This is a genomic window from Streptomyces marokkonensis (genome assembly GCF_008312835.1).
In the GTDB taxonomy this organism is placed as follows: domain Bacteria; phylum Actinomycetota; class Actinomycetes; order Streptomycetales; family Streptomycetaceae; genus Streptomyces; species Streptomyces marokkonensis_A.
This window is the reverse complement of record NZ_VSKS01000020.1, coordinates 105,634-128,857: the sequence shown is the minus strand read 5'-3', so window position 1 is coordinate 128,857 and position 23,224 is coordinate 105,634. Positions and strand designations below refer to the sequence as shown.

Here is a 23,224-nt window from a genome sequence, read left to right as displayed (position 1 = left end):
GGGGGTCTCCGGGTCTTCGTGGAAGTCGCGTGCGGTCGCTGGGAGTTCAGAGGCGTTCGACGATGGTGGCGATGCCCATGCCGCCGCCCACGCAGAGCGTGGCGAGGCCGTAGCGCTTGTCCTGGCGCTCGAGTTCGTCGACGAGGGTGCCGAGGATCATCGCGCCGGTGGCGCCGAGCGGGTGGCCCAGCGCGATGGCGCCGCCGTTGACGTTGACCTTGTCGAGGGACAGGCCCATGTCCTTCACGAAGCGCAGGACGACCGCGGCGAACGCCTCGTTGATCTCGACCAGGTCGATGTCGTCGATGGTCAGTCCGGCCCTGGCGAGGGCCTTGCGGGTGGCGGGGGCGGGGCCGGTGAGCATGATGGTGGGCTCGGAGCCGGAGACGGCGGCGGAGACGATCCGGGCGCGCGGGGTCAGTCCGTTGCGCTCGCCGGCCTCCTTGGAGCCGATGGCGACGAGGGCGGCGCCGTCGACGATGCCGGAGGAGTTGCCCGCGTGGTGGACGTGGTCGATCCTCTCCACCCAGTGGTACTTCTGCAGCGCCACCGCGTCGAAGCCGCCGAGTTCGCCGATGTCCGCGAAGGAGGGCTTCAGCTTGCCCAGCGAGTCGGCGGTGGTGCCGGGACGCAGGTGCTCGTCGTGGTCGAGGACGACCAGGCCGCTGCGGTCCTTCACCGGGACGACGGACCGCTCGAAGCGGTTCTCCTTCCAGGCGGTGGCCGCGCGCTCCTGCGAGAGGGCCGCGTACTCGTCGACGTCGCGCCGGGAGAAGCCCTCGATGGTGGCGATCAGGTCGGCGCCGATGCCCTGCGGGACGAAGTTGACGGCGAGGTTGGTCATCGGGTCGTTGAACCAGGCGCCGCCGTCGGAGGCCATGGGGACACGGGACATGGACTCCACACCGCCCGCGAGGACGAGGTCCTCCCAGCCGGAGCGCACCTTGGCGGCGGCCATGTTGACGGCCTCCAGGCCGGAGGCACAGAAGCGGTTCTCCTGGACGCCGGCCACCGTGTCCGGCAGACCGGCGGCGACGGCGGCGATGCGGGCGATGTCGGAACCCTGGTCGCCGACGGGGCCGACGACGCCGAGCACGATGTCGTCGACGGCCGCGGGGTCCAGGTCCGGGAAGCGGTCGCGGATCTCGTGGATGAGGCCCACGACCAGGTCGATGGGCTTGGTCCCGTGCAGGGCGCCGTTCGCCTTGCCGCGCCCGCGCGGGGTGCGGATCGCGTCGTACACATACGCTTCGGTGCTCACGAGAGGGCCTTTCACTGAGGTTTCGAGGGCTTCGGGGTCGAGGGCAGCAGCCGGGGTACGTCCCAGTCGCGGGCCACGTCGCCGGTGTCGGCGCCCGGCCTGGCGGGCCCGGTGCGGACGGTGGTGGGGGTCGCGGAGAACCGCGGGGCCGGCGCGGGCTGGGTGATGCCGGCGTGGTCCGTGAACGTGGAGCGGGCGGCGAGGTGCGGGTGGTGCGGGGCCTCGCGCAGGGACAGCACGGGCGCCACGCACGCGTCCGAGCCGTCGAAACGGGCCGTCCACTCGTCTCGGCCAAGGGTCTTGAAGCGGGCGGCGACCTGTGCGCGCAGTTCCGGCCAGCGGGTGACGTCGGTGTGGGCCCCGGCCTGGTCGTCCAGGTCCAGCAGGCGCAGGAACTCGGCGTAGAACCGCGGCTCCAGCGCACCGACCGCCATGTACCCGCCGTCGGCGGTCTCGTAGGTGCCGTAGTAGGGGCAGCCCCCGTCGAGGAGGTTGGCGCCGCGCCGGTCCTGCCAGGCGCCGGCGGCGAGCATGCCGTGGATCATCGCGGAGAGGTGGGCGGTGCCGTCCACGATCGCGGCGTCGACGACCTGTCCGGTGCCGGTCGCGCGCGCGTGGTGCAGGGCGGCGAGGACGCCGACGACGAGGTAGAGGGAGCCGCCCGCGTAGTCGCCGAGCAGGTTGGCGGGGACCGCCGGTGGCCTGTCCGGGTCGCCGATCATCCCGAGGGTGCCGGTGAGGGCGATGTACGCGATGTCGTGTCCGGCGCGGTCGGCGAGGGGGCCCTGCTGGCCCCAGCCGGTCATCCGGCCGTAGACCAGGCGCGGGTTGCGGGCGTGGCAGTCCCCGGGTCCGACGCCGAGGCGCTCGGCGACACCGGGGCGGTAGCCCTCGACGAGGACGTCGGCGCGCTCGACGAGGTCCAGGACGCGGGCGGGGCCGTCGGGGTCCTTCAGGTCGACGATCACGGAGCGCTTGTTGCGGTTGGTGACGTCGCGGGCCGGGTCGATCCCCAGCCCGGGGCCGTCCGGGCGGTCCACGCGTACGACATCGGCGCCCAGGTCGGCCAGGAGCATGGCGGCGAACGGGCCCGGCCCGATCCCGGCCAGCTCGACCACGCGCACGCCGGTGAGCGGACCGCCGCCCGGCGCCTTCGCCTCCGTCATCGAGCCCCCAACGGCTGTGACACACCTGATGTAACACCAGCGATGTTAAGAACACGTTCCACCCGGCACAAGACCGGGCGAGCAAGCGCTTGGCCACTCTACGGGGCGGTGTCCGGCCGCGCGCCCGGCCGTCGGGGCGCCCGCGGGTTCGGGGGGAACGCGCGCGCGGCCGGCCCTTGCCGGTCCGTACCCGGCGGGCTCTGCGCCGGGGCACGCCGGCGCGTGGGGGTGCACCGTCTCGTCCTTGAACTTCACCGTCACCCCCATGGGGTAGTCGTCGGCGCCGAGGAAGACGCACACCTTCCCGTTGACCTTGGCGACGGTCCCGCCCCAGGGACGCTCCTCGGCGGCTCCGGCGGCCCCAGGGTGTGGTCGCGCACTTTTTCCCACTTCTTCAGGGCGTTCGGTGGCACGGACATCGCTTTCCTCCGGGCTCGTCGTCGGGCTCCGCACCCCTCACGCTAGCCTCGGCCACCGACAGCGGCGCGGCTGCAGGACCAAGGGGTGTCATGAGCAGGCTGAACAGGACGGACCGTCCCTACGACATCGTGCTTTTCGGAGCGACCGGCTTCGTCGGGACGCTGACCGCGGAGTACCTCGCCGCCCATGCCCCCGCGGGGCTGCGCTGGGCGATCGCCGGCCGGAGCACGGAGAAGCTGGAGCGGTTGCGGGAGCGGCTGCCCGGAGGCGGGGAGGCGGGGCTGCTGCGGGCGGACGTGTCCGACCCCGCTTCCCTGCGCGCCCTCGCCGAGAACGCGCGCGTGGTCGCCACGACCGTGGGCCCCTACGTGGAGTACGGCGAGGAACTCGTCGCCGCCTGCGCGGACACCGGGGCCGACTACGTCGACCTCACGGGTGAACCGGAGTTCGTGGACCTCGTGTACGTCCGTCATGACGCACGTGCGCGGGAGACCGGCGCGCGGCTGGTCCACGCGTGCGGTTTCGACTCGGTGCCGCACGACCTGGGCGCCTACTTCACCGTGCGGCAGCTGCCGGAGGGAGTGCCGCTGTCCGTGGACGGCTTCGTCACCGCCGACGCGGCCTTCTCGGGCGGGACCTTCGCCTCGGCGCTGAACCAGTTCGCCCGGCACCGCGGGCTCCGCGCGGCGGCCCGCGATCGCCGGCACCACGAACCGCGGCTGGTGGACCGGCGGGCCTCGGCCCCCATGGGCGCGCCGCGCTACGCACCGGAGGTCGGCGCCTGGGCCCTGCCCCTGCCGACGATCGACCCGCAGATCGTGCGCCGCTCGGCGAGGTCACTCGACCGGTACGGCCCCGACTTCCGCTACCGGCACTACGCGGCCGTGCGTCGTCTCCCGGTGGCGGTGGGCGGGGTGGCGGCCGTGGGCGCGCTGGTCGCCGCGGCCCAGGTGCCGCCGATGCGGCGCCGGCTCTCCGAACGGCTCAGCCCCGGCGACGGACCGGGCCCCGAGAAGCGCGCCAGGAGCTGGTTCACCGTCCGCTTCGTCGGCGAGGGCGGCGGCCGGCGGGTGTACACGGAGGTCGCGGGCGGCGACCCCGGCTACGACGAGACGGCGAAGATGCTGGCCGAGGGGGCCATGTGCCTGGCCCTCGACGACCTTCCGCCGACCTCGGGCCAGGTCACGACGGCGGTGGCGATGGGCGACGCGCTGATCGACCGCCTGCGGACGGCGGGTATCCGCTTCCGTGTCGCCGCGACCCGCTGACGGCACGGCCGGCGGGGGCTACAGCGGCCACTCGACCAGCGTGTAGATCATCCCGGCGATCCAGCCCAGTCCGGCGAGTACGGCGAGGGCCAGCCCGACGGTCACGGCCCGCTCGACGGGCCGGCCGTCGGCGGCAACGGGCTCGGGCGCACGGTGCGTTGTCATGCACGCCAGCCTGCCGGGGCGGGCGGGGGCCGGCATCCGCCGGGATACTCAGGCCCCGTACTCACCTTGGACGGGCGGCCGGCCGGGAGCTGCCCCGGCGAGTGCCCGCCGGCACAGGGCGTCCGCTCGGCGGGTGGTCTCGGGGAGGCGGTAGCCGGGGGCCAGCGCGAGGGTGTGGGCGCAGGCGTTGTCCAGGCTCACGCGGTGGCCGACCGAGACGAAGACCGGCTTGACGGCGTCCCTGGTGCGCAGGGCCCGGCCGACCTCCTCGCGGCCGGCGAGGAGCGGGGAGGTGCTGCCGCGCGGGGTGTCCGGTTCCTCGTGGGTGAAGGTGAAGGGGTTCTTGGCGACGCCGATCGTCGGCAGGCCGGTGAGGACGCCGAGGTGGCTGGCCAGGCCGAAGCGGCGGGGGTGGGCGAGGCCGTAGCCGTCGCAGACCACCAGCCCGGGCGGGCAGGGCAGGGCGTCCAGGGCGGCGAGGACGGTGGGGATCTCGCGGAAGGCGAGCAGGCCGGGGACGTACGGGAAGGAGACGCGGCCCACGGCCGTGGACCGGGCGACGACGTCCAGGGTCGCCGCGTCCAGGACGACGGCCGCGGCGGCGACGACGTCCCGCTCGTCGTCGTACGCCACGTCGACCCCGGTGACATGGCCCGTGCCGGGCGGCGGGCCCGGTTCGTCGAGCACCACCCGGGTGCGGAGCCGGTCCTGGACCGCTCGGGCCTCTTCCTCGGTCACGGGCCAGCCGGCCGGTGTGCGTACGGTCGTCATCGTGCCCCTGAGCCTACGGGGCGGGCGCTCTCCGCGCGGAAGGAGTCCCCGACCGCGCGGAGGCGGCTCACTTGCCGAGGGCCCGCTGGAGCTGGCTCTTGTTCATGCTCGAACGGCCTTCCACGCCCCGCTTCCTGGCCTCTTCGTACAGCTGGTCCCGGGTGGGGCCCTGGGAGCCCTTGCCGGACCGCTGGCCGCCCCGCTTGCCGGACGACATGTCCTGCGTCGAGGTGCGGCTGGCCGTCTTGGACTCGCCGGACCGGGCACGCTCCTTGTTCACCGTCCGGGCGGCGATCTCCTCGGCGCGCCGGGTGCTCTCGCCCCGGTCCTTCGCGCTCTCCTTGATGTGCTCGTACTGACGCTCCCGCTTCGGGCTGGAACCGCGTGGCATGTTCGCTCACTTCCTCTCGCGTACAGCGAACGGGTACCCACGGTGGCAGCGATCAGGGCACGCCGCACGCGTCAGTGCTCCAGGCGGGCAACCCGTCCCTTCTCCCCCGCCGCCCAGCAACCGTGGTCGGGCGTGCAGTCGACCGTGTCGTACGAGCCGGTGTCGACGGTCCGCCAGGAGCGGCCGGCGTCGGTCGTCAGGTCGGTGCCGGTGGGGCCCACCGCGAGGGCGGCGGTGCGGCTGTGCGGGAGCCAGGCGACACCGGACCGGTAGGCCGGGGGCGGGGCGCCGGCCGGGCGCCAGGTGCGGCCGGCGTCGGCGGTGCGGGCGGCCGCGTCCGGCGAGGCCTGGCCGGGACGGAAGTCGCCGCCCACGGCGAGGCCGTGGGCGCGGTCGCGGAAGGCGAGGGCGAAGACACCGCGCGCCGGGTCGCCGCCCGGGATCGGGGTGTCGGTGACCGTCCAGGTGCGGCCCCGGTCGGCGGAGTGCAGCACGCGTGCCCGCGCGGCTCCTCCCGTGGCCAGCCAGGCGTCCTTGGGCCCGGAGGACACCAGGCACTGGCCGCTCGCCGCGAAGCCGGCCTCGCCCTCCAGCGCCGGGGGCATCCCGCTGTCCGGCAGCACCGTCCAGCTGCGGCCGCCGTCCCGGGTCGACAGGATGCGGAACCTGCCGTCCACCGGGTCGCTCATCGCGAGGCCGTGGCGGTGGTCGAAGAAGGTGAGGCAGTCGTAGAAGGCCCGGGCGTCGGTGTTGCGGAAGGACTCCGTCCAGGTCGCTCCGCCGTCGTCGGTGCGGTACACCCGGGACGCCTCGCCCTCGCCGATGGCCAGCACCACGGCCCGCCGCGCGTCGAACGCCTCGATGTCCCGGAACTGCAACTCCCCCGCGCCCGGCGGGGAGACGTTCCGCCAGCTCCCGCCACCGTCGGTGGTGCGCAGGACGGTGCCGAGGCTCCCGGCCACCCAGGCGGTGTCGCGGCTGACGGCGGACAGACCGCGGAACCTGACGTCCGCAGTGCCGGTGTCCTTGACCGACCAGCGCGGCAACGTCTGCCGGTCCGGTCCGTGCGCCTGGGCCGGTGCGGCCGTCAGGGCGGCCAGGGCCGCCGCGCACACGGCCGCCGCGGTCACCCGGCGGTGGGTTCGTCTCGTCCGTCTCGTCGGTCGCGTGCTCCCCGAGCGCCTCATGGCGGGCGAACGTAGTCCACCGTCCGGGCGCCGTCCAGAGGGCGTCGGGGCGGGGCGCGGCGGAACGCGCGGGGAGAGCCGTGTCACTCGGGTGCATGAAGGCGGTGACAGAGGTCACTCGCTCATCGTGTGCACGGATTGGCTGATTCCGTCGTCTCCTCAAGTAGCCGACCCGATCCGCCCGGAAGCCCGTCCAGCCGTCACGAGGGAGCAAGGCGTTGTCCACCGTCATCGAACAGCCCGTAGAGGCCCGCCTGGTCGCCGCCGCGCCGCGGATGCCGAACATTCCCGCCACCCTGCACTACGACCGCGACGACCCGTTCGCCGTCCGCATGACCTTCCCCGCGCCGGCCACCCTGGAGGGCGTCGAGGTCTGCTGGACGTTCGCCCGCGAACTGCTGGCCGCGGGGCTGCGGGGACCCGAGGGCCACGGCGACGTGCGGGTGCGTCCCTACGGCTACGACCGCACCGTGCTGGAGTTCCACGCCCCCGAGGGGACGGCTGTCGTGCATGTCCGCTCGGGCGAGGTGCGCCGGTTCCTCGAGGCCACGAGCGAACTGGTGCCGGCCGGTCTGGAGCTCCTCCAGCTCGACCTGGACCACGGCCTCGCCGAGTTGATGCGCGACGCCTGAGGAGTTGGGCTAACGGGCTTCCGCCATCAGGGCGTTGAGCGTTCCGTACGCCAGGCCGCCGGCCTGCGCCTCGTACGTCCCGTCGTCGAGCAGCTCCCGCGCGGCGCGGCGGACCAGGGCGTGCGCGGCCTGGGCGATGCCGGAACCGACGCTGACGCGGGCCACCCCCAGGGCGGCCAGTTCAGCGGCCGGCGGGGCGCCGGGACCGGCCATCACGTTCAACGGGGCGTCGATCCGGCCGGCGAGCTCCTTCACGGTCCCCGGGTCGACGGTGCCGGGGACGAAGATCCCGTCGGCGCCCGCGGCGAGGTAGGCGGCGGCGCGCTCCACGGTGTCGTCCACTCCCCCGGCGCCGCACAGGAAGGTGTCGACGCGGGCGTTGACGAACAGCGGCACGCCGGCCCCGTCCGCGGCCGCGCGGGCGGCGGCGATCCGCTCGGCCTGCTCCCCGGCCGGGCGCAACGGGCCCCCGCCGGTGCCGTGCGGGGCGTCCTCGATGTTCACCCCGACCGCGCCCGCCGCGAGCACGGCGCGCACGGTGTCGCCGACTCCCGCCGGATCCTGTGCGTAGCCGCTCTCGATGTCGGCGGTGACGGGCACGCGGACGGCCCCGGCGATCTGCGTCACGGCGCGCAGGGCCCGCCCGCGGTCCAGGCCTTCCCCGTCCGCCGCGCCGAGGACCCAGGCGACCCCGGCGCTCGTGGTCGCCACGGCGGCGGCGCCCGCGTCCTCCACGAGGCGGGCACTGGCGGCGTCCCAGGCGTTGGGCAGGATCAGCGGACGCCCGGGGACGTGCAGGGAGCGAAAGGCGAGGGCGCGGTCACGCAGCTCGGCGGCGGGGTTCGTCATGCGGGCCACTCAACCAGCGCGGCAGGCGTCACGTCCGGCAGGAATCCGACAGGGACGTACGGGACGGCCGAGCGGGCGGGCCGGGCGCGACAGCGTCCGACCCGGCCGAGGGTCAGCGGCCCCTGGTGAGCGAGGGCATCGGCGCGGCGGTCGTCAGCCCCGCGCGCAGCTCGCGCAGGACGGCGGCGAACGCGGGCTTCGACGCCCCGGCGCGGTGGGCCAGGGCTTCGCCGCGCCGGTCGCGGGAGGAGCCGTCCGGGGCGGGCGGCAGGCCGGCCGCGGACGCGAGGGCCAGGGCGGTGGCGGCCGGCTCGGGGACACTCTCGGCCGGTACGGATCCGGTCAGGACCTGGTGGGCCTCCCGGCGCAGGGAGTCCGCGCGGGCGGTGTCGGCCAGGACGTGTTCCACGGACGGGAACACCCCGAGGACCCGGTGCTTCTCGGCACGCAGAAGACCTTCGGCCACCAGTTGCTCCCGGACCGCGTCCAGGGTGAGCCGCGCGTGCAGTGTCACCCAGGCGCGCCAGCGGTGCGGGAAGGACTCTCGGACCAGCTCCAGAAGTCCGTCCAGGACCGCGTCCCCGGTGCGGGAGTCCAGGTCGAGCGGTGTGGCGATGCCGTCGTCGTCGATCAGCAGTCCGCGCCGGGCCAGCTCGGCGAGGGCACCGGCCCGCACCAGGGGTGACAGCCGGGCCGGGTCGGTGTCCCAGGCCAGCAGGCAGAGATGCGCCGGCAGTGAGAGCGGGCCGCTGGGCACGGGGCCTCCTCGGGTGCGGTGACGTCGTGGTCGGTGAAAGGCGTTGACAGCCTGTCCGGACCCTCGTACGTTGTACAGCGGTCCTGTTGCCGTCGAATGGAGAAGGACGTTGCTCGTCTGAGGTTCTGAGACACCGCGTCACACCCGTCAGGTGTGTACGCCGCGTGCGACCTCGGCGTTCGAGCCGTCCTTGCGGTTCCTTCGGAACAGGGCTCCTCTCATGCCCACGCCTTCCCTTCCGGCTGCCGGTCGTCGTCCCGCGGTGTCTCGATACGCGTTTGCCCCTGATCGCCCCGAGCAACCGCGGAGGCCCGCATGTCACCTTCCCTCACCTGTACCTCCCTCGCCTTCACCTGGCCCGACGGCACCGCCGTCTTCGAGGGCCTGGACGTCGCCTTCGGCCCCGGCCGCACCGGGCTCGTCGGCGTCAACGGCTCCGGCAAGTCGACCCTGCTGAAGCTGATCGCCGGCGAGCTCACCCCGGCCGACGGCACCGTCCGTGTCGCCGGCGAGGTGGGCTACCTGCCGCAGAACGTGACGCTCGACACCGCGCTGAGGGTCGACGAGGCCCTCGGCATCGCCGCCCGGCGGGCCGCGCTGCACGCCATCGAGGCGGGCGACGTGGCCGAGGAGCACTTCGAGACCGTCGGCGACGACTGGGACGTCGAGGAACGCGCCGTCGCCACGCTCGGCGAACTCGGCCTCGGCCACATCGGTCTCGACCGCACCGTCGGCGAGGTGTCGGGCGGCGAGTCGGTACTGCTGCGGCTCGCGGCGCTGCTGCTGCGGCGCCCCGACGTCCTGCTGCTCGACGAGCCAACCAACAACCTCGACCTGTACGCCCGCAGGCGGCTGTACGCGGCCGTCGCCGGCTGGCCGGGCGTCATGATCGTGGTCAGCCACGACCGTGAACTGCTGGAGCTGGTCGACCAGATCGCGGATCTGCGCTCCGGGGAGGTCACCTGGTACGGCGGCAACTACTCGGCGTACGAGGAGGCCCTGGCCGTCGAACAGGAGGCCGCCGAGCGCATGGTGCGCGTCGCCGAGGCGGATCTGCGCAAGCAGAAGCGCGAACTGATCGACGCCCAGGTCAAGTTGGCCCGCCGCAAGCGGTACGGCCAGAAGATGTGGGACCAGAAGCGCGAGCCGAAGATCGTCATGGGGGCGCGCAAGCGCGCGGCGCAGGTGTCCGCGGGCAAGCACCGCGTCATGCACGAGGAGAAGCTCTCCGAGGCGAAGGAACGTCTCGACGACGCGGTGGATGCCGTGCGGGACGACGACGAGATCCGCGTCGACCTGCCGTACACGGCCGTACCGCCGGGTCGCGGGGTCCTCACCCTGATGGACCTGGAACTGGCGTACGGCGCCCGGGTGAACGGCGGCCTCGACCTGCGGGGCCCGGAGCGGGTCGCGCTGATCGGGCGCAACGGCACGGGCAAGACGACGCTGCTGCGCACGATCGCCGGGGAGCTGGAGCCGGTCTCCGGCGAGGCGAGGGCCCATGTGCCCCTGCGGTTCCTGCCGCAGCGGCTCGACGTCCTCGACGCGGAACTGTCCGTCGCCGAGAACGTGGCCCGGTTCGCCCCGGGTGCCACGAACAACCGGGTCCGGGCCAGGCTCGCCCGCTTCCTGTTCCGGGGCGCACGCGCCGACCAGAAGGCGGCGACGCTCTCCGGCGGCGAGCGGTTCCGTGCGGCGCTGGCCGCGCTGATGCTGGCGGAGCCCGCGCCGCAGCTGCTGATGCTGGACGAGCCGACCAACAACCTCGACATGGCGAGCGTCCGGCAGCTCACGACGGCGCTGGAGTCGTACGAGGGAGCCCTGATCGTGGCCAGTCACGACCTGCCGTTCCTGGAGTCCATCGGCATCACCCGGTGGCTGTTGATGGAGGAGGGGGAGCTGAAGGAAATCACGACAGAAGCTGTCGGGTATTCCGCCTAGCGTCGGCGGTATGAGCCAGTCCAGCGAGTACATCACCATCACCGGGGCCGGGGAGAACAACCTCAAGGACGTCACGCTCCGCATCCCGAAAGGCCGGCTGACCGTGTTCACCGGCGTTTCGGGGTCGGGGAAGTCGTCGGTCGTCTTCGACACGATCGCGGTCGAGTCGCAGCGGCAGCTCAACGAGACGTTCACGTGGTTCGTCCGCAACCGGCTGCCCAGGTACGAGCGACCGCACGCGGAGGCCCTGGAGGACCTGACGCCCGCGATCGTCGTCGACCAGCGGCCGGTCGGCGGCCACTCGCGGTCGACGGTGGGCACGATGACGGACGTCTACTCGGTGCTGCGGGTGCTGTTCTCCCGGCACGGCACACCGAGCGCCGGGCCGGCGACGGCGTACTCGTTCAACGACCCGTCGGGCATGTGCCGTGAGTGCGACGGCCTGGGCCGGACCGTGCGTCCGGACTGGGACCGCATCCTCGACGCGGACCGCTCCCTGGCGGAGGGGGCGGTCCGCTTCCCGCCGTTCGCCGCGGGGACCTGGCAGGGGCAGGCGTACACCAACAGCGACGAGCTGGACCCGCACAAGCCGGTGCGGGAGTTCACCGCCGGCGAACGGCGCTTCCTGATGCGGGGGCGGCCCGGCAGCAAGGTCACCGTCAACGGTACGGGCGGCACCTGGACCACGGAGTACGAAGGGCTCGCCGACCGCTTCGAACGGCTCTACCTGAAGCGGGACCTGGCCGCGATGAGCCAGAGGACCCGGGACATGGTGCGGGAGTTCCTGGCCGAGGGCGTCTGCCCCGCCTGCCGCGGGGCCAGGCTGAACGAGGCGGCGCTGGCCTCCCGGATCGGCGGGCGGTCCATCGCCGACTGCGCCGGGATGCAGGTCACCGATCTCGCCGCCGTGCTGCGGGAGATCGACGACCCGGTGGCCGGGCCCGTCGCCGGGGCCGCCGTCGCCGCGCTCGAGCGGATCGAGCGCATCGGACTCGGTTACCTGAGCCTCGACCGGGAGACGTCCACGCTCTCCGGCGGTGAGGGGCAGCGGCTGAAGACGGTCCGGCACCTCGGGTCCAGCCTGACCGGGATGACGTACATCTTCGACGAGCCCAGCGTCGGACTGCATCCGCGCGACGTCCACCGGCTCGGGGAACTGCTGCTGCGACTGCGCGACAAGGGCAACACCGTGCTGGTCGTGGAGCACGACCCGGACGTCATCGCGCTGGCCGACCACGTCGTCGACATGGGGCCGGGGGCGGGCGCCGAGGGCGGCAGAGTGGTGTTCGAGGGGACACCGCGGGAACTGGCCGCCTCGGGCACCCTGACCGGGCGGTGCCTGGGACGGCGTACGGCGGTCAGGAGCGCGGTGCGGGAGGCGACGGGCGAGCTGTGGGTGAAGGGGGCCGACCGGCACAATCTGCGCGACGTCACCGTGCGGTTCCCGGCCGGTGTGCTCACCGCGGTGACGGGGGTGGCGGGCTCGGGCAAGAGCACACTGGTCGCCGAGTTCACCGCCGCCCATGGGGACGCCGTGGTGGTCGACCAGTCCTCGATCGGCATCTCCGCGCGGTCCACCCCGGCGACGTATCTCGGGATCATGGACACGGTACGGAAGATCTTCGCGCGGGAGACGGGTGCCGAACCGGGGCTGTTCAGCTTCAACTCCGACGGCGCCTGCGAGACCTGCGGGGGCCGCGGAATCCTGTACACCGACCTCGCTTTCATGGACCCGGTGACGACGACGTGCCACACCTGTGAGGGGCGGCGGTTCAAGGACGAGGTGCTGCGCCTGACCGTCGGCGGCCGCTCCGTCGCCGACGTGCTGGGGATGACCGCCGAGGAGGCTCTGGACTTCTTCCACGACTCGGGCGCACGGCGCCGGCTGCGCGCCCTGCGGGACGTCGGCCTCACCTACCTCACGCTGGGCCAGCCGCTGTCCACCCTGTCCGGCGGTGAGCGGCAGCGGATCAAGCTCGCCACCCGGCTGCACCGCGAGGGCGTGGTGTACGTGCTCGACGAGCCGACGACCGGGCTGCACATGGCGGACGTGGACGGTCTCGTCGGCCTCCTGGACCGGCTGGTCGACGCGGGCAACACGGTCGTCGTCGTCGAGCACAACCTCGATGTCGTCGCACGCGCCGACTGGGTGATCGACCTCGGCCCGGACGGCGGGAGGGACGGCGGCCGGGTGGTGTTCGAGGGAACACCGGCCGAACTGCTCGCCGCCGAGGGGTCCTTCACGGCGGAGCATCTGCGGCGCGCCGCGCGCTGAGACCGTTACCGGTGGTACACGTCATGGCCGCCGGGGTGGTCCCGTCCGGATCCGCCCTGCATGATGGCAGCGCCGACGCCCGCGGGGGACCGGCCACCGCGCGGACTCCCCGGCGCCGCCAAGACATGCCCCGTCCGACGCGAAAGGCGCAAGCCGTGCCCAGCAAGAAGGCCCTCGTCCGCCGCCCCGCTCCCCGTCTGGCCGAAGGGCTGGTGACGCACATCGAGCGGGAAGGCGTCGACTTCGACCGCGCGGTGGAGCAGTGGGAGGCGTACACGGAGGCGCTGCGCACCCACGGCTGGGAGACGATCGAGGTGGACCCGGCCGGGGACTGCCCGGACTCGGTGTTCGTGGAGGACACGGTGGTGATGTACCGGAACGTGGCGCTGATCGCCCGCTCCGGTGCCGAGTCGCGGCGCGGGGAGACGCCCGGGGTCGAGGAGGCCGTGGCGTCGCTGGGCTGTTCGGTGAACTGGGTCTGGGAGCCGGGCACGCTGGACGGCGGCGATGTGCTGAAGGTCGGCGACACGGTGTACGTGGGCCGGGGCGGGCGCACCAACGCCGCCGGGGTGCAGCAGGTGCGGGCCGCGTTCGAGCCGCTGGGGGCGCGGGTGGTCGCGGTGCCGGTCGCCAAGGTGCTGCATCTGAAGTCGGCGGTCACCGCGCTGCCGGACGGGACGGTCGTCGGGCACGTCCCGAACATGGACGCGCCCTCGCTGTTCCCGCGCCTCCTGCCGGTGCCGGAGGAGTCCGGGGCGCATGTGGTGCTGCTCGGCGGGGACAGGCTGCTGATGGCGGCGAGCGCGCCGAAGACCGCCGAGCTGTTCGCGGATCTCGGTTACGAGCCGGTCCTGGTGGACATCGGCGAGTTCGAGAAGCTCGAGGGCTGTGTGACGTGCCTCTCGGTGCGCCTGCGGGAGCTGTACGCCTGACCCGCGGCCGTGTCACCCGTACGGCGCAGCGACCTGCGGCTCCGAGGCCCCGGGGCGCGCCACGCCGCACCGAGGGGACCCCGCTGATCAGGTGTCTTTACGGCGGCCTTAACCTACGGCTACGTAACCTACGGCTACGTAGCCTACGATTCCGTAAGTTCCCGGCACCGCTCGCCGGACCTCCGAACGTCCCCGTCCCCTGGAGTCACACGTGACGATCGCCTCTCCCCACCTCGGCAGCCCTTCCGTCTGGACCGACGCGCGGCTGTTGTACGCCCTGGAGGAAGTGGTCGAGCAGGAGCTCAACCGGCACCTGAAGGTCGCCAAGGACTGGATGCCGCACGAGTACGTGCCGTTCAGCGACGCCCGTAACTTCCCCGGCTTCTTCGAGGACGGCGAGGCCTGGGACAAGGAGCAGTCGAAGGTCACCGAGGTCGGCCGCATCGCGCTCGTGGTGAACCTGCTGACCGAGGACAACCTCCCCAGCTACCACCACGAGATCGCCACGCTGTTCGGCCGGGACGGCGCCTGGGGCACCTGGGTGCACCGCTGGACGGCCGAGGAGGGCCGGCACGGCATCGTGATGCGGGACTACCTGCTCGCCTCGCGGGCGGTGGACCCGGACAAGCTGGAGCAGTTCCGCATGGCGCACATGAGTGAGGGCTTCGAGTCGGACAACCGGCACTCGATGCTGCACTCGATCGCCTACGTCGCCTTCCAGGAGCTGGCCACCCGCATCTCGCACCGCAACACCGGCCACCAGTCCGGTGACCCGGTCTGCGACCGCATGCTGGCCCGCATCGCGACCGACGAGAACCTGCACATGATCTTCTACCGCAACCTGATGAAGTCGGCCTTCGAACTCGCGCCGGACCTCACGATGCAGGCGGTGCGCGACGTCGTGGTCGACTTCCGGATGCCCGGTCACGGCATCCCCGGGTTCGAGCGGGCGGCCGCGCAGATGGCCATCGGCGAGGTGTACAACCTGCGCATCCACCACGACGACGTGCTTCAGCCGGTGCTGCGCTTCCTGAAGGTCCTGGAGATCGACGGGCTGGGCCCCGAGGGCGTCAAGGCGCAGGAGGAACTGGGTCTGTTCATGGGCGGCCTGGACGCGGAGGCCTCGAAATTCGACGAGAAGCTGGCGGCCCGCAAGGCCCGGATGGCGGCCCGCGCCGGTCAGAGCTGAGGCGCGGGCGGTTTCGGACCGGCGTTTCCCGGTGTGCCGGTCACCAGTCCGCCTCCTGGTAGTCCTTCAGGAACACGCCGGCCACCGGGTCCCCGGCCTCTCCCCGCACGATGGGGTCGTACACCCGGGCCGCCCCGTCGACGACGTCCAGCGGGGTGCGGAATCCGGCCCGCGCCATGCGGGACTTCTTCGGCGCCGGGTTCTCGTCGGTGATCCAGCCGGTGTCCACGGCGCACATGTACACGCCCTGCCCGGCGAGGTCGGACGCGCTGGTGCGGGTGAGCATGTTGAGTGCGGCCTTGGCCATGTTGGTGTGCGGATGTCCCGGCATCTTGTTGCGCACCGCGAACCGGCCCTCCACCGCGGTCACGTTGACGACGTAGCGCCGCGGGTGCGGTGAGGCGAGCAGCAGGGGCAACAGCCGGTCGCAGAGCAGCGCCGGGGCGAGCGCGTTGACGAGCTGTGTCTCCAGGACCTCGGCGGGGTCGAGCGCTCCGAGCCGGGCCGACCAGGAGTTCTCCGGGGACGGGTCGGGCAGCAGCCCGGCCTCGTCGGCCTCCCGCAGGGCCGCCGGCAGCGTGGCGCGCCCGTCGCCGAGCATCCGCATCGGGGTGAAGCCCGGCGCCTGCCGTGCGCCCTCGGGCAGCCGGTCCCGCTCCCCGGAGGCGAGCAGCGCGTACGACTCCGGCGGCCGCCGTACGGTCTGCGCGGCGTTGTTGACGAGGATGTCGAGGGGCGCGCCCTCGCGGCGCAGTTCCTCGCACAGCCCCAGGACCTGGCGGGGGTCGCGCAGGTCGACGGCGAGTATGTGGAGCCGGTCGAGCCACGTGCCGCTGTCCGGGTCGGCCCGGAAGCGGCGCACCGTGTCGTGCGGGAAGCGGCTGGTGACGATCAGCTCCACGCCGTCGCGCAGCATCATGAGGGCCAGCTGGAAGCCGATCTTCACCCGGCCGCCGGTGAGCAGGGCGCGGCGGCCGGTCAGGTCGGTGGCGAGTGCGCGCCGGGTGCGGTTGTCGACCGCGCAGCCCGGGCAGAGCCGGTGGTAGAAGGCGTCGACCTGTCGATAGGACGACTTGCAGACATAGCAGTGGCGGGCCCTGCGGTAGACACCCGGGCTGCCCGGCGCCACCAGCGGGGCGTCCTCGCGGCGGTGCGGGGCACCGGTGGCCGTGGCGGCCATCGTCTCGGCGTCGGCCGCGGACACGGCCTCGTTGCGGGCCCTGCGGCGTCGGGCCTGGCCGTCGCGGACGAAGGAGGCAGCCACATGTTCGGCGTGCAGGCGCACCGGATCGTCGGCGGGCAGCCGGCGCAGGCGGCCGACCGTGCGGTGGAAGGCGGACAGCTCTTCCTCGGTGATGCCGTCGCCCATGAGACGCCCCCGTGTGTGTCGTGCGAGGGCCGGGCCCGGACCGGACCGGTGTGCGCCTCACGCCCTGGAGGTGCGCTCACCTGCGCGCTGCCGACCTCGCGGAGCGATCCTAGCCACGGGGGCGGCATCGCCCGTACCGGTTTTCCCCGGTGCGACGGGGGGTGCCGTGACGGGTGGAACTACCTTCCCACGCGCCGCAGTTCCAGGCGTTCCTTCTCCGACAGACCGCCCCAGACACCGAAGCGCATGTCGTTGGTCAGGGCGTACTCGAGGCAGGTGACGCGGATCGGGCAGAGACCGCAGATGCGCTTGGCCTCGCGGACCGAGCTGCCCGGCTCGGGGAAGAAGAAGTCTCCTCCCGTCTGCGCGCACAGCGCCTCCTCCTGCCAGGTGAGGTCGGGCGAGGGGTATGTGTCGATGTGCATGGCCGGAAGCGTGCCGGACGGCGAAAAACGTTCGATCAACGCCGAATCAACGCGGCTTCCGCAGGGGGTCCTTCGGCGGTCCTCAGGCATGAGGATGGCGCCGGGGAACACGCCGCGCACGGCGGCGCGCCGGTGTTCAGGTCTGGCGCGGGTCGCCCCTGAGGACCGCGAAGCGCGCGCCGTACGGATCCTCCAGACGGGCGAGGCGGCCGACCCCGGCCAGGGACGTGGCGGGCATCCGCACGCTGCCGCCCAGCTCGACGGCCCTGTCGACGACGGCGTCCGGGTCCTCCACACCGATGTAGGGCAGCCAGTAGGGGTGTCCGCTGCGCGCCTCGACGGGATCGTCGGCCAGCGGGACCAGTCCGCCGAACATGCCCTCGTCCCCCGTTCCGGCGGGGTTGACGGACGTGTAGACGCCGCCGGGGAAGGTCACGGCCGAGGTCTCCCAGCCGAGGGTGGAGTGGTAGAAGGCGGCGGTCCGGGCGATGTCGGGGGTGTAGAGCTCGACCCAGCACAGCGAGCCGGCCTCGCCGGCCGCCTCGACGCCCTTGCGCCGCGCCGGCTCCCAGATGCCGAAGGGGACGCCCGCCTGATCGGCGAGGATCGCCGTCCTCCCCTGGTCCATCACGTCCATGGGCGGCATGAGCACGCTGCCCCTGGCCTGCTGGGCGGCCTTCGCGGTGGCGTCCGCGTCGGGGGTCCGGAAGTGGACGGTCCACGCGGGCGGGCCCTGGTCCGGTGTGGTCCGCATACCGCCCGCGACGATCCGCCCGGCCAGCTCGAAGAACCCGTAACCCCCGGCGTCGGGCCCCGCCGAGCGGAACTCCCAGCCGAACAGGCCGGCGTAGAAGGACACGGCGCCCTCGATGTCGGTGGTGCCGACGTCGATCCAGTTCGGGGCGCCGTTGACGAAGTCTGTGGTGAGCATGGTGCCTCCTCCGAGCGGTCCGGTCGCCTGCTCTGGCGAGTCTTCCACCGCCCACTGACAATCCCCCTCGGAGCACCCGGACGGGCGTGTCCCGAACCGGCGCGCCGTGGTCCGGTGCCCGGGGCTCCACCAAGGGGAGGCCCACCCCGGCCCGGAAACCGTGGATCGGTGCCGGGCGCGTGACCAAGGATCCAGGACTCGGAGTTCGAGCCCAGGACCCGCGGGCCGGAGCCCAGGCCCCGGAGACGCACGGCTCCGGCTCCCGTCCCGGACCCCAGGTCGGTGGGACCCTGGCCGGCAGCCCGCGCCCCGGCCCGGAGCGGCGACATTCAGGGCTGCGCCCGGCTCGTGCCGGTCAGGTCCCGCGGCCGCGGGCGGGCTCGCGCGTCGGGGGTGGAGATCCCGGGTCGCCCTCGGGTCTCAGGTCCGGGGCCGGAGGTCAGGGTGCCGGCGGGATCGGGGGCCGGCGTCGGGGGTTCAGGCGGATGCCCGGTGGATCAGCGTCGTCGGGAGGACGACGCTGGAGGGGCCGCCGCCCGCGGCCTCGTCCGGCACGCCCGTGCGGTCCAGGTCGCGCAGCAGGAGGCGGGCCATGAGGCGGCCCATCCCCTCGATGTCCTGGCGGACCGTGGTGAGCGGCGGCTCGGTCTGTTCGGCGATCGGCAGCATGTCGTCGAACCCGACGACCGCCACGTCGTCCGGCACCCGCCGCCCGCGCTCGCGCAGCACGCGCAGGGCGCCCGCCGCCATGAGGTCGTTGCCGGCGAACACCGCGTCCAGGTCGGGGCGGCGGTCGAGGAGCTCCCGCATCGCCCGCTCGCCCCCCGCGGGGGTGAAGTCGCCCTCGACGACCAGCCGCGGGTCGGCATCGGTCATGACGTCCCGGAAGCCGTCGAGCCGGTCCACGGCCGACGTCTGGTCGAGGGCGCCGGTGATGTGGGCGACGCGGCTCCGGCCGAGGCCGAGCAGATGCCGTACGGCGTCACGGGCGCCGCCCCGGTTGTCGCTGTCGACGTAGACGACGCCGCCGTTGAAGTCGGGCCGCCCGCCGAACACCGTCGGCACGCCGGCGCGCTGGATCAGTCCGGGCAGCGGGTCGTCGATGTGGAGCGAGATCACCAGCGCTCCGTCCACATGGCCGCCGGCGAGGTAGCGGCCGACGCGGGCGTGGTCGTCGCGGTCCTCGGTGAGCAGCAGGACGAGCTGGTTGTCGTGCGCCGTCAGTTCCTTGCTGATCCCGCGCAGTTGCCGGGCGAAGAAGGGGTCGGCGAAGACGCGGGTCTCCGGTTCGGCGACGACGACGGCGACGGCGTCGTGCCGCTTGGTCACCAGGCTGCGGGCGGCCTGGTTGGGGACGTACCCGAGTTCCTCCACCGCCTGTCTCACCCGCTCGGCCAGGGGCTCGCGCACCCCGTCGGAGCCGTTGACCACGCGGGAGACCGTGGCCCGGGAGACCCCGGCCCGCGCGGCCACCGCCTCCAGCGTGGGGCGCGGCACTGTCTCGTTCACTTGGGCGCTCCTCACCTGCGGCTGCGGGAAAGGATAGCCCCGGCCCGTCCCCGGGCGAGAGCGCTACCGGATCACGTCCGGTGCGTCAGTGCTCGTGCGTCGGCTCCTCCTCGGAGGCGGGCTCGTGCGCGTGCTCGTGCGGGTCGTACCCCGGGATGGTGCCGTCCGGCTTCTTCACCAGGAACAGACCGACCATGCCCATGTCGGAGTGGCTCTGCACGTGGCAGTGGTACATCCAGGCGCCCGCGCCGACCCCCTCCCCCGCGATGATCTGGAAGCCGAAGGAGTCGGCCGGACCGCAGATCTTGTTGTCGATGACCTGGCTCGGGTCGTCGGGGCCGGTGAGCATGCCGGTGCGGTTGTCGGCCCAGCGGTGACCGTGCATGTGGAACGTGTGGTAGTACTCGCCGTGCGTGATCATGACGATCTCGACGCGGTCGCCCACGGTGGCCTCGAAGTTCGGGCCGGTGTGTGCGGGCTTGTTGTTGATCGTCATGTCGTTGAAGACGATGGTGTGGGTCGCGTCGGGCAGGACGTCGCCCTTGCGGCGGACGATCACCGGGCCGTACAGCCCGTTGCGTATGCCGCCGGTGCCGTGCACCGTGCCCACGACGTGGTCGTGGTAGTGCCAGTAGCCCGCGCTGCCCGACCGCCAGGTGCCGTCGGAGCGGCGGCCGGGCTTGTGGGTGCGCCAGGTGTAGGTGCGGGTGGCGCCGGGCTCGACATGGCTCCTGTTCTGCTTGGTGCCGTCACTGGAGATCTCGTAGTCCAGGCCGTGGACGTGCAGGCTCACGGGCACGTCCATGGTGTTCTCGAACTCGACGTGCAGCGTGTCGCCCTCGTTGAGCTCGATCAGCGGGCCCGGGATCGACGCCTTGCCCTTCTCGAAGCCGTAGCCCATCCGGCCGCCGTCCAGCCGCTCGGCGTACATCTTGAGGCGCCGCACCTCGCCCCCGGCGGGCGCGGTCCTCGCCGGCCGGGCCGCGCTCACGGCCTCGGGTGCGACGGACAACGATGTCGCGACGGCAGCGCCGCCCAGCAGTACTCGCCGGTTGAAACCGCGTCTGTCCATGCCGAACTCCCCACGTGGCTGTCATGAACCTGTGAAACCGTAGCGGCCACCCCGGGGTTTATCCACACTCAGGACAAAGTTCGTTTCATTGCTGCGATAGGTATTGGCGTGTGACGCAAAGAGGTCTAGCTTCCTTGACGCTGTTGCTGCGACCGAGGAGGGGTGGGTGGCCACGTGCGGTCCACATCGCATCAAGAACCCGTGCGCTTGCGAGGGTTGAGCACGTCAGGCGCCAGGAACACACGAAGGACGAGAACGAGGCGACGCCTCTGGGCGGCCACCGTGACCGCCGGTGCCGTCGCCGCCGGGCTGCTCTCGGGGCCCGCCGCCAGCGCGCGCCAGGCCCCGGATCCGTCCCTGACAACGATGTCCATCAAGTCGCCCCCGGGCGGCGCGAACGTACGTGTGCTGCTGTTCCACGGTTCGGCGGCCGGCGGTGACGAGTCGCCCCTGGTGAACGCGGGGATCGCGGCGATCGAGAGGATCGGCCTGTCCGGCCCGGCGGACCAGCGGTTCAAGGTCACCGCGACCGACGACGCCTCGGTCTTCACCGACGCCAGGAAGCTGGGCCGTTTCAACACCGTCGTGTTCCTGACCGGCGGCGGGGACGTCCTCGACCCGGACCAGGAGGCGGGCCTGGAGGCGTACATGGAGGCCGGCGGCGGTTTCGTCGGTCTGCACGACGCCGCACGCGCGGAGCCGTACTCGGACTGGTTCACCGGCCTGATCGGCGCCCGCCCGGCCGCCTCCGGCCCCGACGCGGTGCAGCGGGCGACCGTCGAGGTCGGCGACCGGACCCATCCGGCGACCAAGGGCCTGCCGCAGCAGTGGAAGCGGCCCGACAAGTGGCTGAACTGGGTGAAGAACCCCTCCGGTGACGTGCACACGGTCGCCAGGGTGCGCGAGTCGACCTACGCGCCCGGTGCGGGCGCAAGCGGCTGGGACCACCCGGTGAGCTGGTGCCGTGACTACGACGGCGGGCGGTCCTTCTACACCGGCATGGGCGGCACGGTGTCGTCGTACGACGAGACCGACTTCCGCGACCATCTGCGCGGCGCCCTGCTGTGGACCAACCGGCTCGTACAGGCCGACTGCAAGGCGACCATCACCGGCAACTACGAGGCCAAGCGGCTGACCAAGCCCAACCAGCCGGGGCAGAACGACCAGATCGGCGAACCGCACGGTCTGGTCACCGCCCCCGACGGACGGGTCTTCTACATCGGCCGGGGCGGCGCCGACTCCTCGCAGCCCGTCGTCACCGACTGGAACGACCCGGACATCGGCAAGGGCAAGGGCGAGATCCACGTCTACGACCCGAAGACCGGGAAGGTCACCCTGGCCGGGGCGCTCACCGTCTTCGGCAACAAGGGCGGCGGCGACGAGCTGCGGAAGGTCGAGGAGGGCCTGCTCGGCATCGAACTGGACCCGCGGTTCGAGCAGAACGGGTGGGTGTACCTGCACTACACGCCCCACTCCGAGATCAACCGGGACACGCACATGGGCGAGCGGCGGGTCTCCCGCTTCACGCTCGACCGGGCAACCGGCAAGCTGGACCTCGGCAGCGAGAAGGTGCTGCTGAAGTGGCCGGTGCAGATCCACAGCTGCTGCCACGCGGGCGGCGGGATGGCCTGGGACTCCAAGGGCAACCTGTACATCGCCACCGGTGACACCAACTCCAGCGGCTTCAGCGGCGGTTACTCGGGCAACAACCCGGAGCCCGACTTCAAGGGCGTGTCCTTCGCCGACGCGCGCCGCACCGCCGGAAACACCAACAACCTCAACGGCAAGATCCTGCGCATCCACCCCGAGCCGGACGGCACGTACACCCTCCCCGAGGGCAACCTGTTCACCGGTGAGGAGACGGCCGAGGGCGGCGGCAAGACGCGCGGCGAGATCTATGTGATGGGCGTGCGCAACCCGGCGCGCATCTCCGTCGACAAGAGGACCGACACCCTCTACGCGGGCTGGGTCGGCCCGGACGCCGGCTCCCCGTCGCCGACCTGGGGCCCGGCGAAGTACGACACGTTCGCCGTGATCACCGAGGCCGGCAACCGCGGCTGGCCGTACTGCATGGGCAACAAGCAGCCCTACCGGGACCGGAACCTGCCCGACCCGTCCAAGCCGCTCGGCTGGTACGACTGCGACGCCCCGAAGAACGAATCGCCGAACAACGACGGCCTGGTCAACCTCCCGCCGGTGACGGGCAACAACATCTGGTACGCGCCACAGGGCGGCGCCCCGGACTACCCGCGTGACGAGAACGGCATCCCGTCGTACGAGCAGAGCGAGGCCACGTACCGGCTGCCCTGGCTCAAGGGCGGCGGCCAGGCCGCCATGAACGGCCCGGTCTACCGCTACGACGCCGGCAGCCCCAGTGAGGTCAAGTGGCCGGCGTACTGGGACGGCAAGTGGTTCATCGGTGACTTCTACGACGCCGACCAGCCGCGCAACGCGGTGCTCATGGACCCCAAGACCCAGGGCGACGGCGGACTTCCGGTGCACTCGGAGTCCCTGAAGAAGATCGTGCCGGTCGGCAACGACGGCATCAAGAACCTGATGGACTGGAAATTCGGCCCGGACGGCTCGCTGTACGTCCTCGACTACGGCCGCGGCTTCTTCACCTCCGACGCCAAGTCCGCGCTGTGGCAGGTCACCTACACGGGCGGCGGCCCGACCCCGGCCGCCGGTCAGCTGGCGAGGAAGGCCGAGTGAGA

General features: G+C 72.6%; 20 protein-coding genes. 7 read left to right on the top strand and 13 right to left on the bottom strand.

Translation table 11 applies throughout. From position 1 onward, the window contains the following. Positions 1-46: 46 nt before the first annotated feature. On the bottom strand, positions 47-1,261 hold the full coding sequence (locus F1615_RS28585) for an acetyl-CoA C-acetyltransferase (RefSeq protein ID WP_149551934.1): 1,215 nt from the start codon (positions 1,259-1,261) through the stop codon (positions 47-49). A gap of 11 nt (positions 1,262-1,272) precedes the next feature. Continuing rightward, a complete protein-coding gene (locus tag F1615_RS28580; protein ID WP_149551933.1) occupies positions 1,273-2,427 on the bottom strand; it encodes a CaiB/BaiF CoA transferase family protein in 1,155 nt (384 codons plus the stop codon). Positions 2,428-2,936: 509 nt separating this feature from the next. On the opposite strand from F1615_RS28580, the gene F1615_RS28570 reads away from it, so the two are divergent. Beyond that, the gene (locus tag F1615_RS28570) at positions 2,937-4,115 is read left to right on the top strand and encodes a saccharopine dehydrogenase family protein (protein WP_149551932.1); all 1,179 of its coding nucleotides are present in this window, start codon (positions 2,937-2,939) and stop codon (positions 4,113-4,115) included. A gap of 18 nt (positions 4,116-4,133) precedes the next feature. Here F1615_RS28570 and mmpA read toward each other — a convergent pair whose 3' ends face one another. From mmpA to F1615_RS28550, 4 genes are all read right to left on the bottom strand, one after another. Further along, positions 4,134-4,280 carry a morphogenic membrane protein MmpA gene (gene mmpA, locus F1615_RS28565; RefSeq protein WP_208818426.1) on the bottom strand — a complete coding sequence of 49 codons (147 nt, stop codon included), beginning with the start codon at positions 4,278-4,280 and terminating at the stop codon, positions 4,134-4,136. Positions 4,281-4,328: 48 nt separating this feature from the next. After that, positions 4,329-5,051 carry an endonuclease V gene (locus tag F1615_RS28560; protein ID WP_149551930.1) on the bottom strand — a complete coding sequence of 241 codons (723 nt, stop codon included), beginning with the start codon at positions 5,049-5,051 and terminating at the stop codon, positions 4,329-4,331. Between the two features lie 67 nt (positions 5,052-5,118). Next, a complete protein-coding gene (locus F1615_RS28555) occupies positions 5,119-5,442 on the bottom strand; it encodes a plasmid stabilization protein (RefSeq protein WP_149551929.1) in 324 nt (107 codons plus the stop codon). 71 nt (positions 5,443-5,513) lie between these two features. After that, on the bottom strand, positions 5,514-6,572 hold the full coding sequence (locus tag F1615_RS28550) for a WD40/YVTN/BNR-like repeat-containing protein (RefSeq protein WP_149551928.1): 1,059 nt from the start codon (positions 6,570-6,572) through the stop codon (positions 5,514-5,516). A gap of 275 nt (positions 6,573-6,847) precedes the next feature. On the opposite strand from F1615_RS28550, the gene F1615_RS28545 reads away from it, so the two are divergent. After that, a complete protein-coding gene (locus tag F1615_RS28545; protein WP_149551927.1) occupies positions 6,848-7,261 on the top strand; it encodes an SsgA family sporulation/cell division regulator in 414 nt (137 codons plus the stop codon). A gap of 9 nt (positions 7,262-7,270) precedes the next feature. Here the strand turns inward: F1615_RS28545 and F1615_RS28540 are convergent, their stop codons facing one another. Together F1615_RS28540 and F1615_RS28535 are read right to left on the bottom strand one after the other, a co-directional pair. Beyond that, entirely contained in the window at positions 7,271-8,110 is an 840-nt protein-coding gene (locus F1615_RS28540; RefSeq protein WP_149551926.1) for an isocitrate lyase/PEP mutase family protein, read from the bottom strand. A 112-nt stretch (positions 8,111-8,222) separates the two neighbouring features. Next, the gene (locus F1615_RS28535) at positions 8,223-8,867 is read right to left on the bottom strand and encodes a GOLPH3/VPS74 family protein (RefSeq protein ID WP_149551925.1); all 645 of its coding nucleotides are present in this window, start codon (positions 8,865-8,867) and stop codon (positions 8,223-8,225) included. Positions 8,868-9,182: 315 nt separating this feature from the next. Here F1615_RS28535 and F1615_RS28530 point away from each other — a divergent pair, with 315 nt between their 5' ends. From F1615_RS28530 to F1615_RS28515, 4 genes are all read left to right on the top strand, one after another. Continuing rightward, a complete protein-coding gene (locus F1615_RS28530) occupies positions 9,183-10,808 on the top strand; it encodes an ABC-F family ATP-binding cassette domain-containing protein (RefSeq protein WP_149551924.1) in 1,626 nt (541 codons plus the stop codon). A 10-nt stretch (positions 10,809-10,818) separates the two neighbouring features. After that, a complete protein-coding gene (locus F1615_RS28525; protein ID WP_149551923.1) occupies positions 10,819-13,083 on the top strand; it encodes an ATP-binding cassette domain-containing protein in 2,265 nt (754 codons plus the stop codon). A 155-nt stretch (positions 13,084-13,238) separates the two neighbouring features. Further along, complete coding sequence (gene ddaH / locus F1615_RS28520; protein ID WP_149551922.1) at positions 13,239-14,015, top strand: dimethylargininase; 777 nt, start codon at positions 13,239-13,241, stop codon at positions 14,013-14,015. Positions 14,016-14,226: 211 nt separating this feature from the next. Next, positions 14,227-15,204 (top strand): acyl-ACP desaturase, encoded by a 978-nt coding sequence (locus F1615_RS28515; protein ID WP_149551921.1) that lies wholly within the window; start codon positions 14,227-14,229, stop codon positions 15,202-15,204. Between the two features lie 40 nt (positions 15,205-15,244). Here the strand turns inward: F1615_RS28515 and F1615_RS28510 are convergent, their stop codons facing one another. The 5 genes from F1615_RS28510 to F1615_RS28490 form a co-directional block, all read right to left on the bottom strand. Further along, the gene (locus tag F1615_RS28510) at positions 15,245-16,573 is read right to left on the bottom strand and encodes an SDR family NAD(P)-dependent oxidoreductase (protein WP_149551920.1); all 1,329 of its coding nucleotides are present in this window, start codon (positions 16,571-16,573) and stop codon (positions 15,245-15,247) included. A 179-nt stretch (positions 16,574-16,752) separates the two neighbouring features. After that, on the bottom strand, positions 16,753-16,998 hold the full coding sequence (locus tag F1615_RS28505) for a WhiB family transcriptional regulator (protein ID WP_149551919.1): 246 nt from the start codon (positions 16,996-16,998) through the stop codon (positions 16,753-16,755). A gap of 136 nt (positions 16,999-17,134) precedes the next feature. Continuing rightward, complete coding sequence (locus F1615_RS28500; RefSeq protein ID WP_149551918.1) at positions 17,135-17,929, bottom strand: VOC family protein; 795 nt, start codon at positions 17,927-17,929, stop codon at positions 17,135-17,137. A gap of 477 nt (positions 17,930-18,406) precedes the next feature. Continuing rightward, complete coding sequence (locus tag F1615_RS28495) at positions 18,407-19,438, bottom strand: LacI family DNA-binding transcriptional regulator (RefSeq protein WP_149551917.1); 1,032 nt, start codon at positions 19,436-19,438, stop codon at positions 18,407-18,409. An 85-nt stretch (positions 19,439-19,523) separates the two neighbouring features. Then, the gene (locus F1615_RS28490; RefSeq protein ID WP_149551916.1) at positions 19,524-20,510 is read right to left on the bottom strand and encodes a multicopper oxidase domain-containing protein; all 987 of its coding nucleotides are present in this window, start codon (positions 20,508-20,510) and stop codon (positions 19,524-19,526) included. 282 nt (positions 20,511-20,792) lie between these two features. Here F1615_RS28490 and F1615_RS28485 point away from each other — a divergent pair, with 282 nt between their 5' ends. Continuing rightward, entirely contained in the window at positions 20,793-23,222 is a 2,430-nt protein-coding gene (locus tag F1615_RS28485) for a ThuA domain-containing protein (RefSeq protein WP_149551915.1), read from the top strand. The last annotated feature ends 2 nt before the right edge of the window (positions 23,223-23,224 follow it).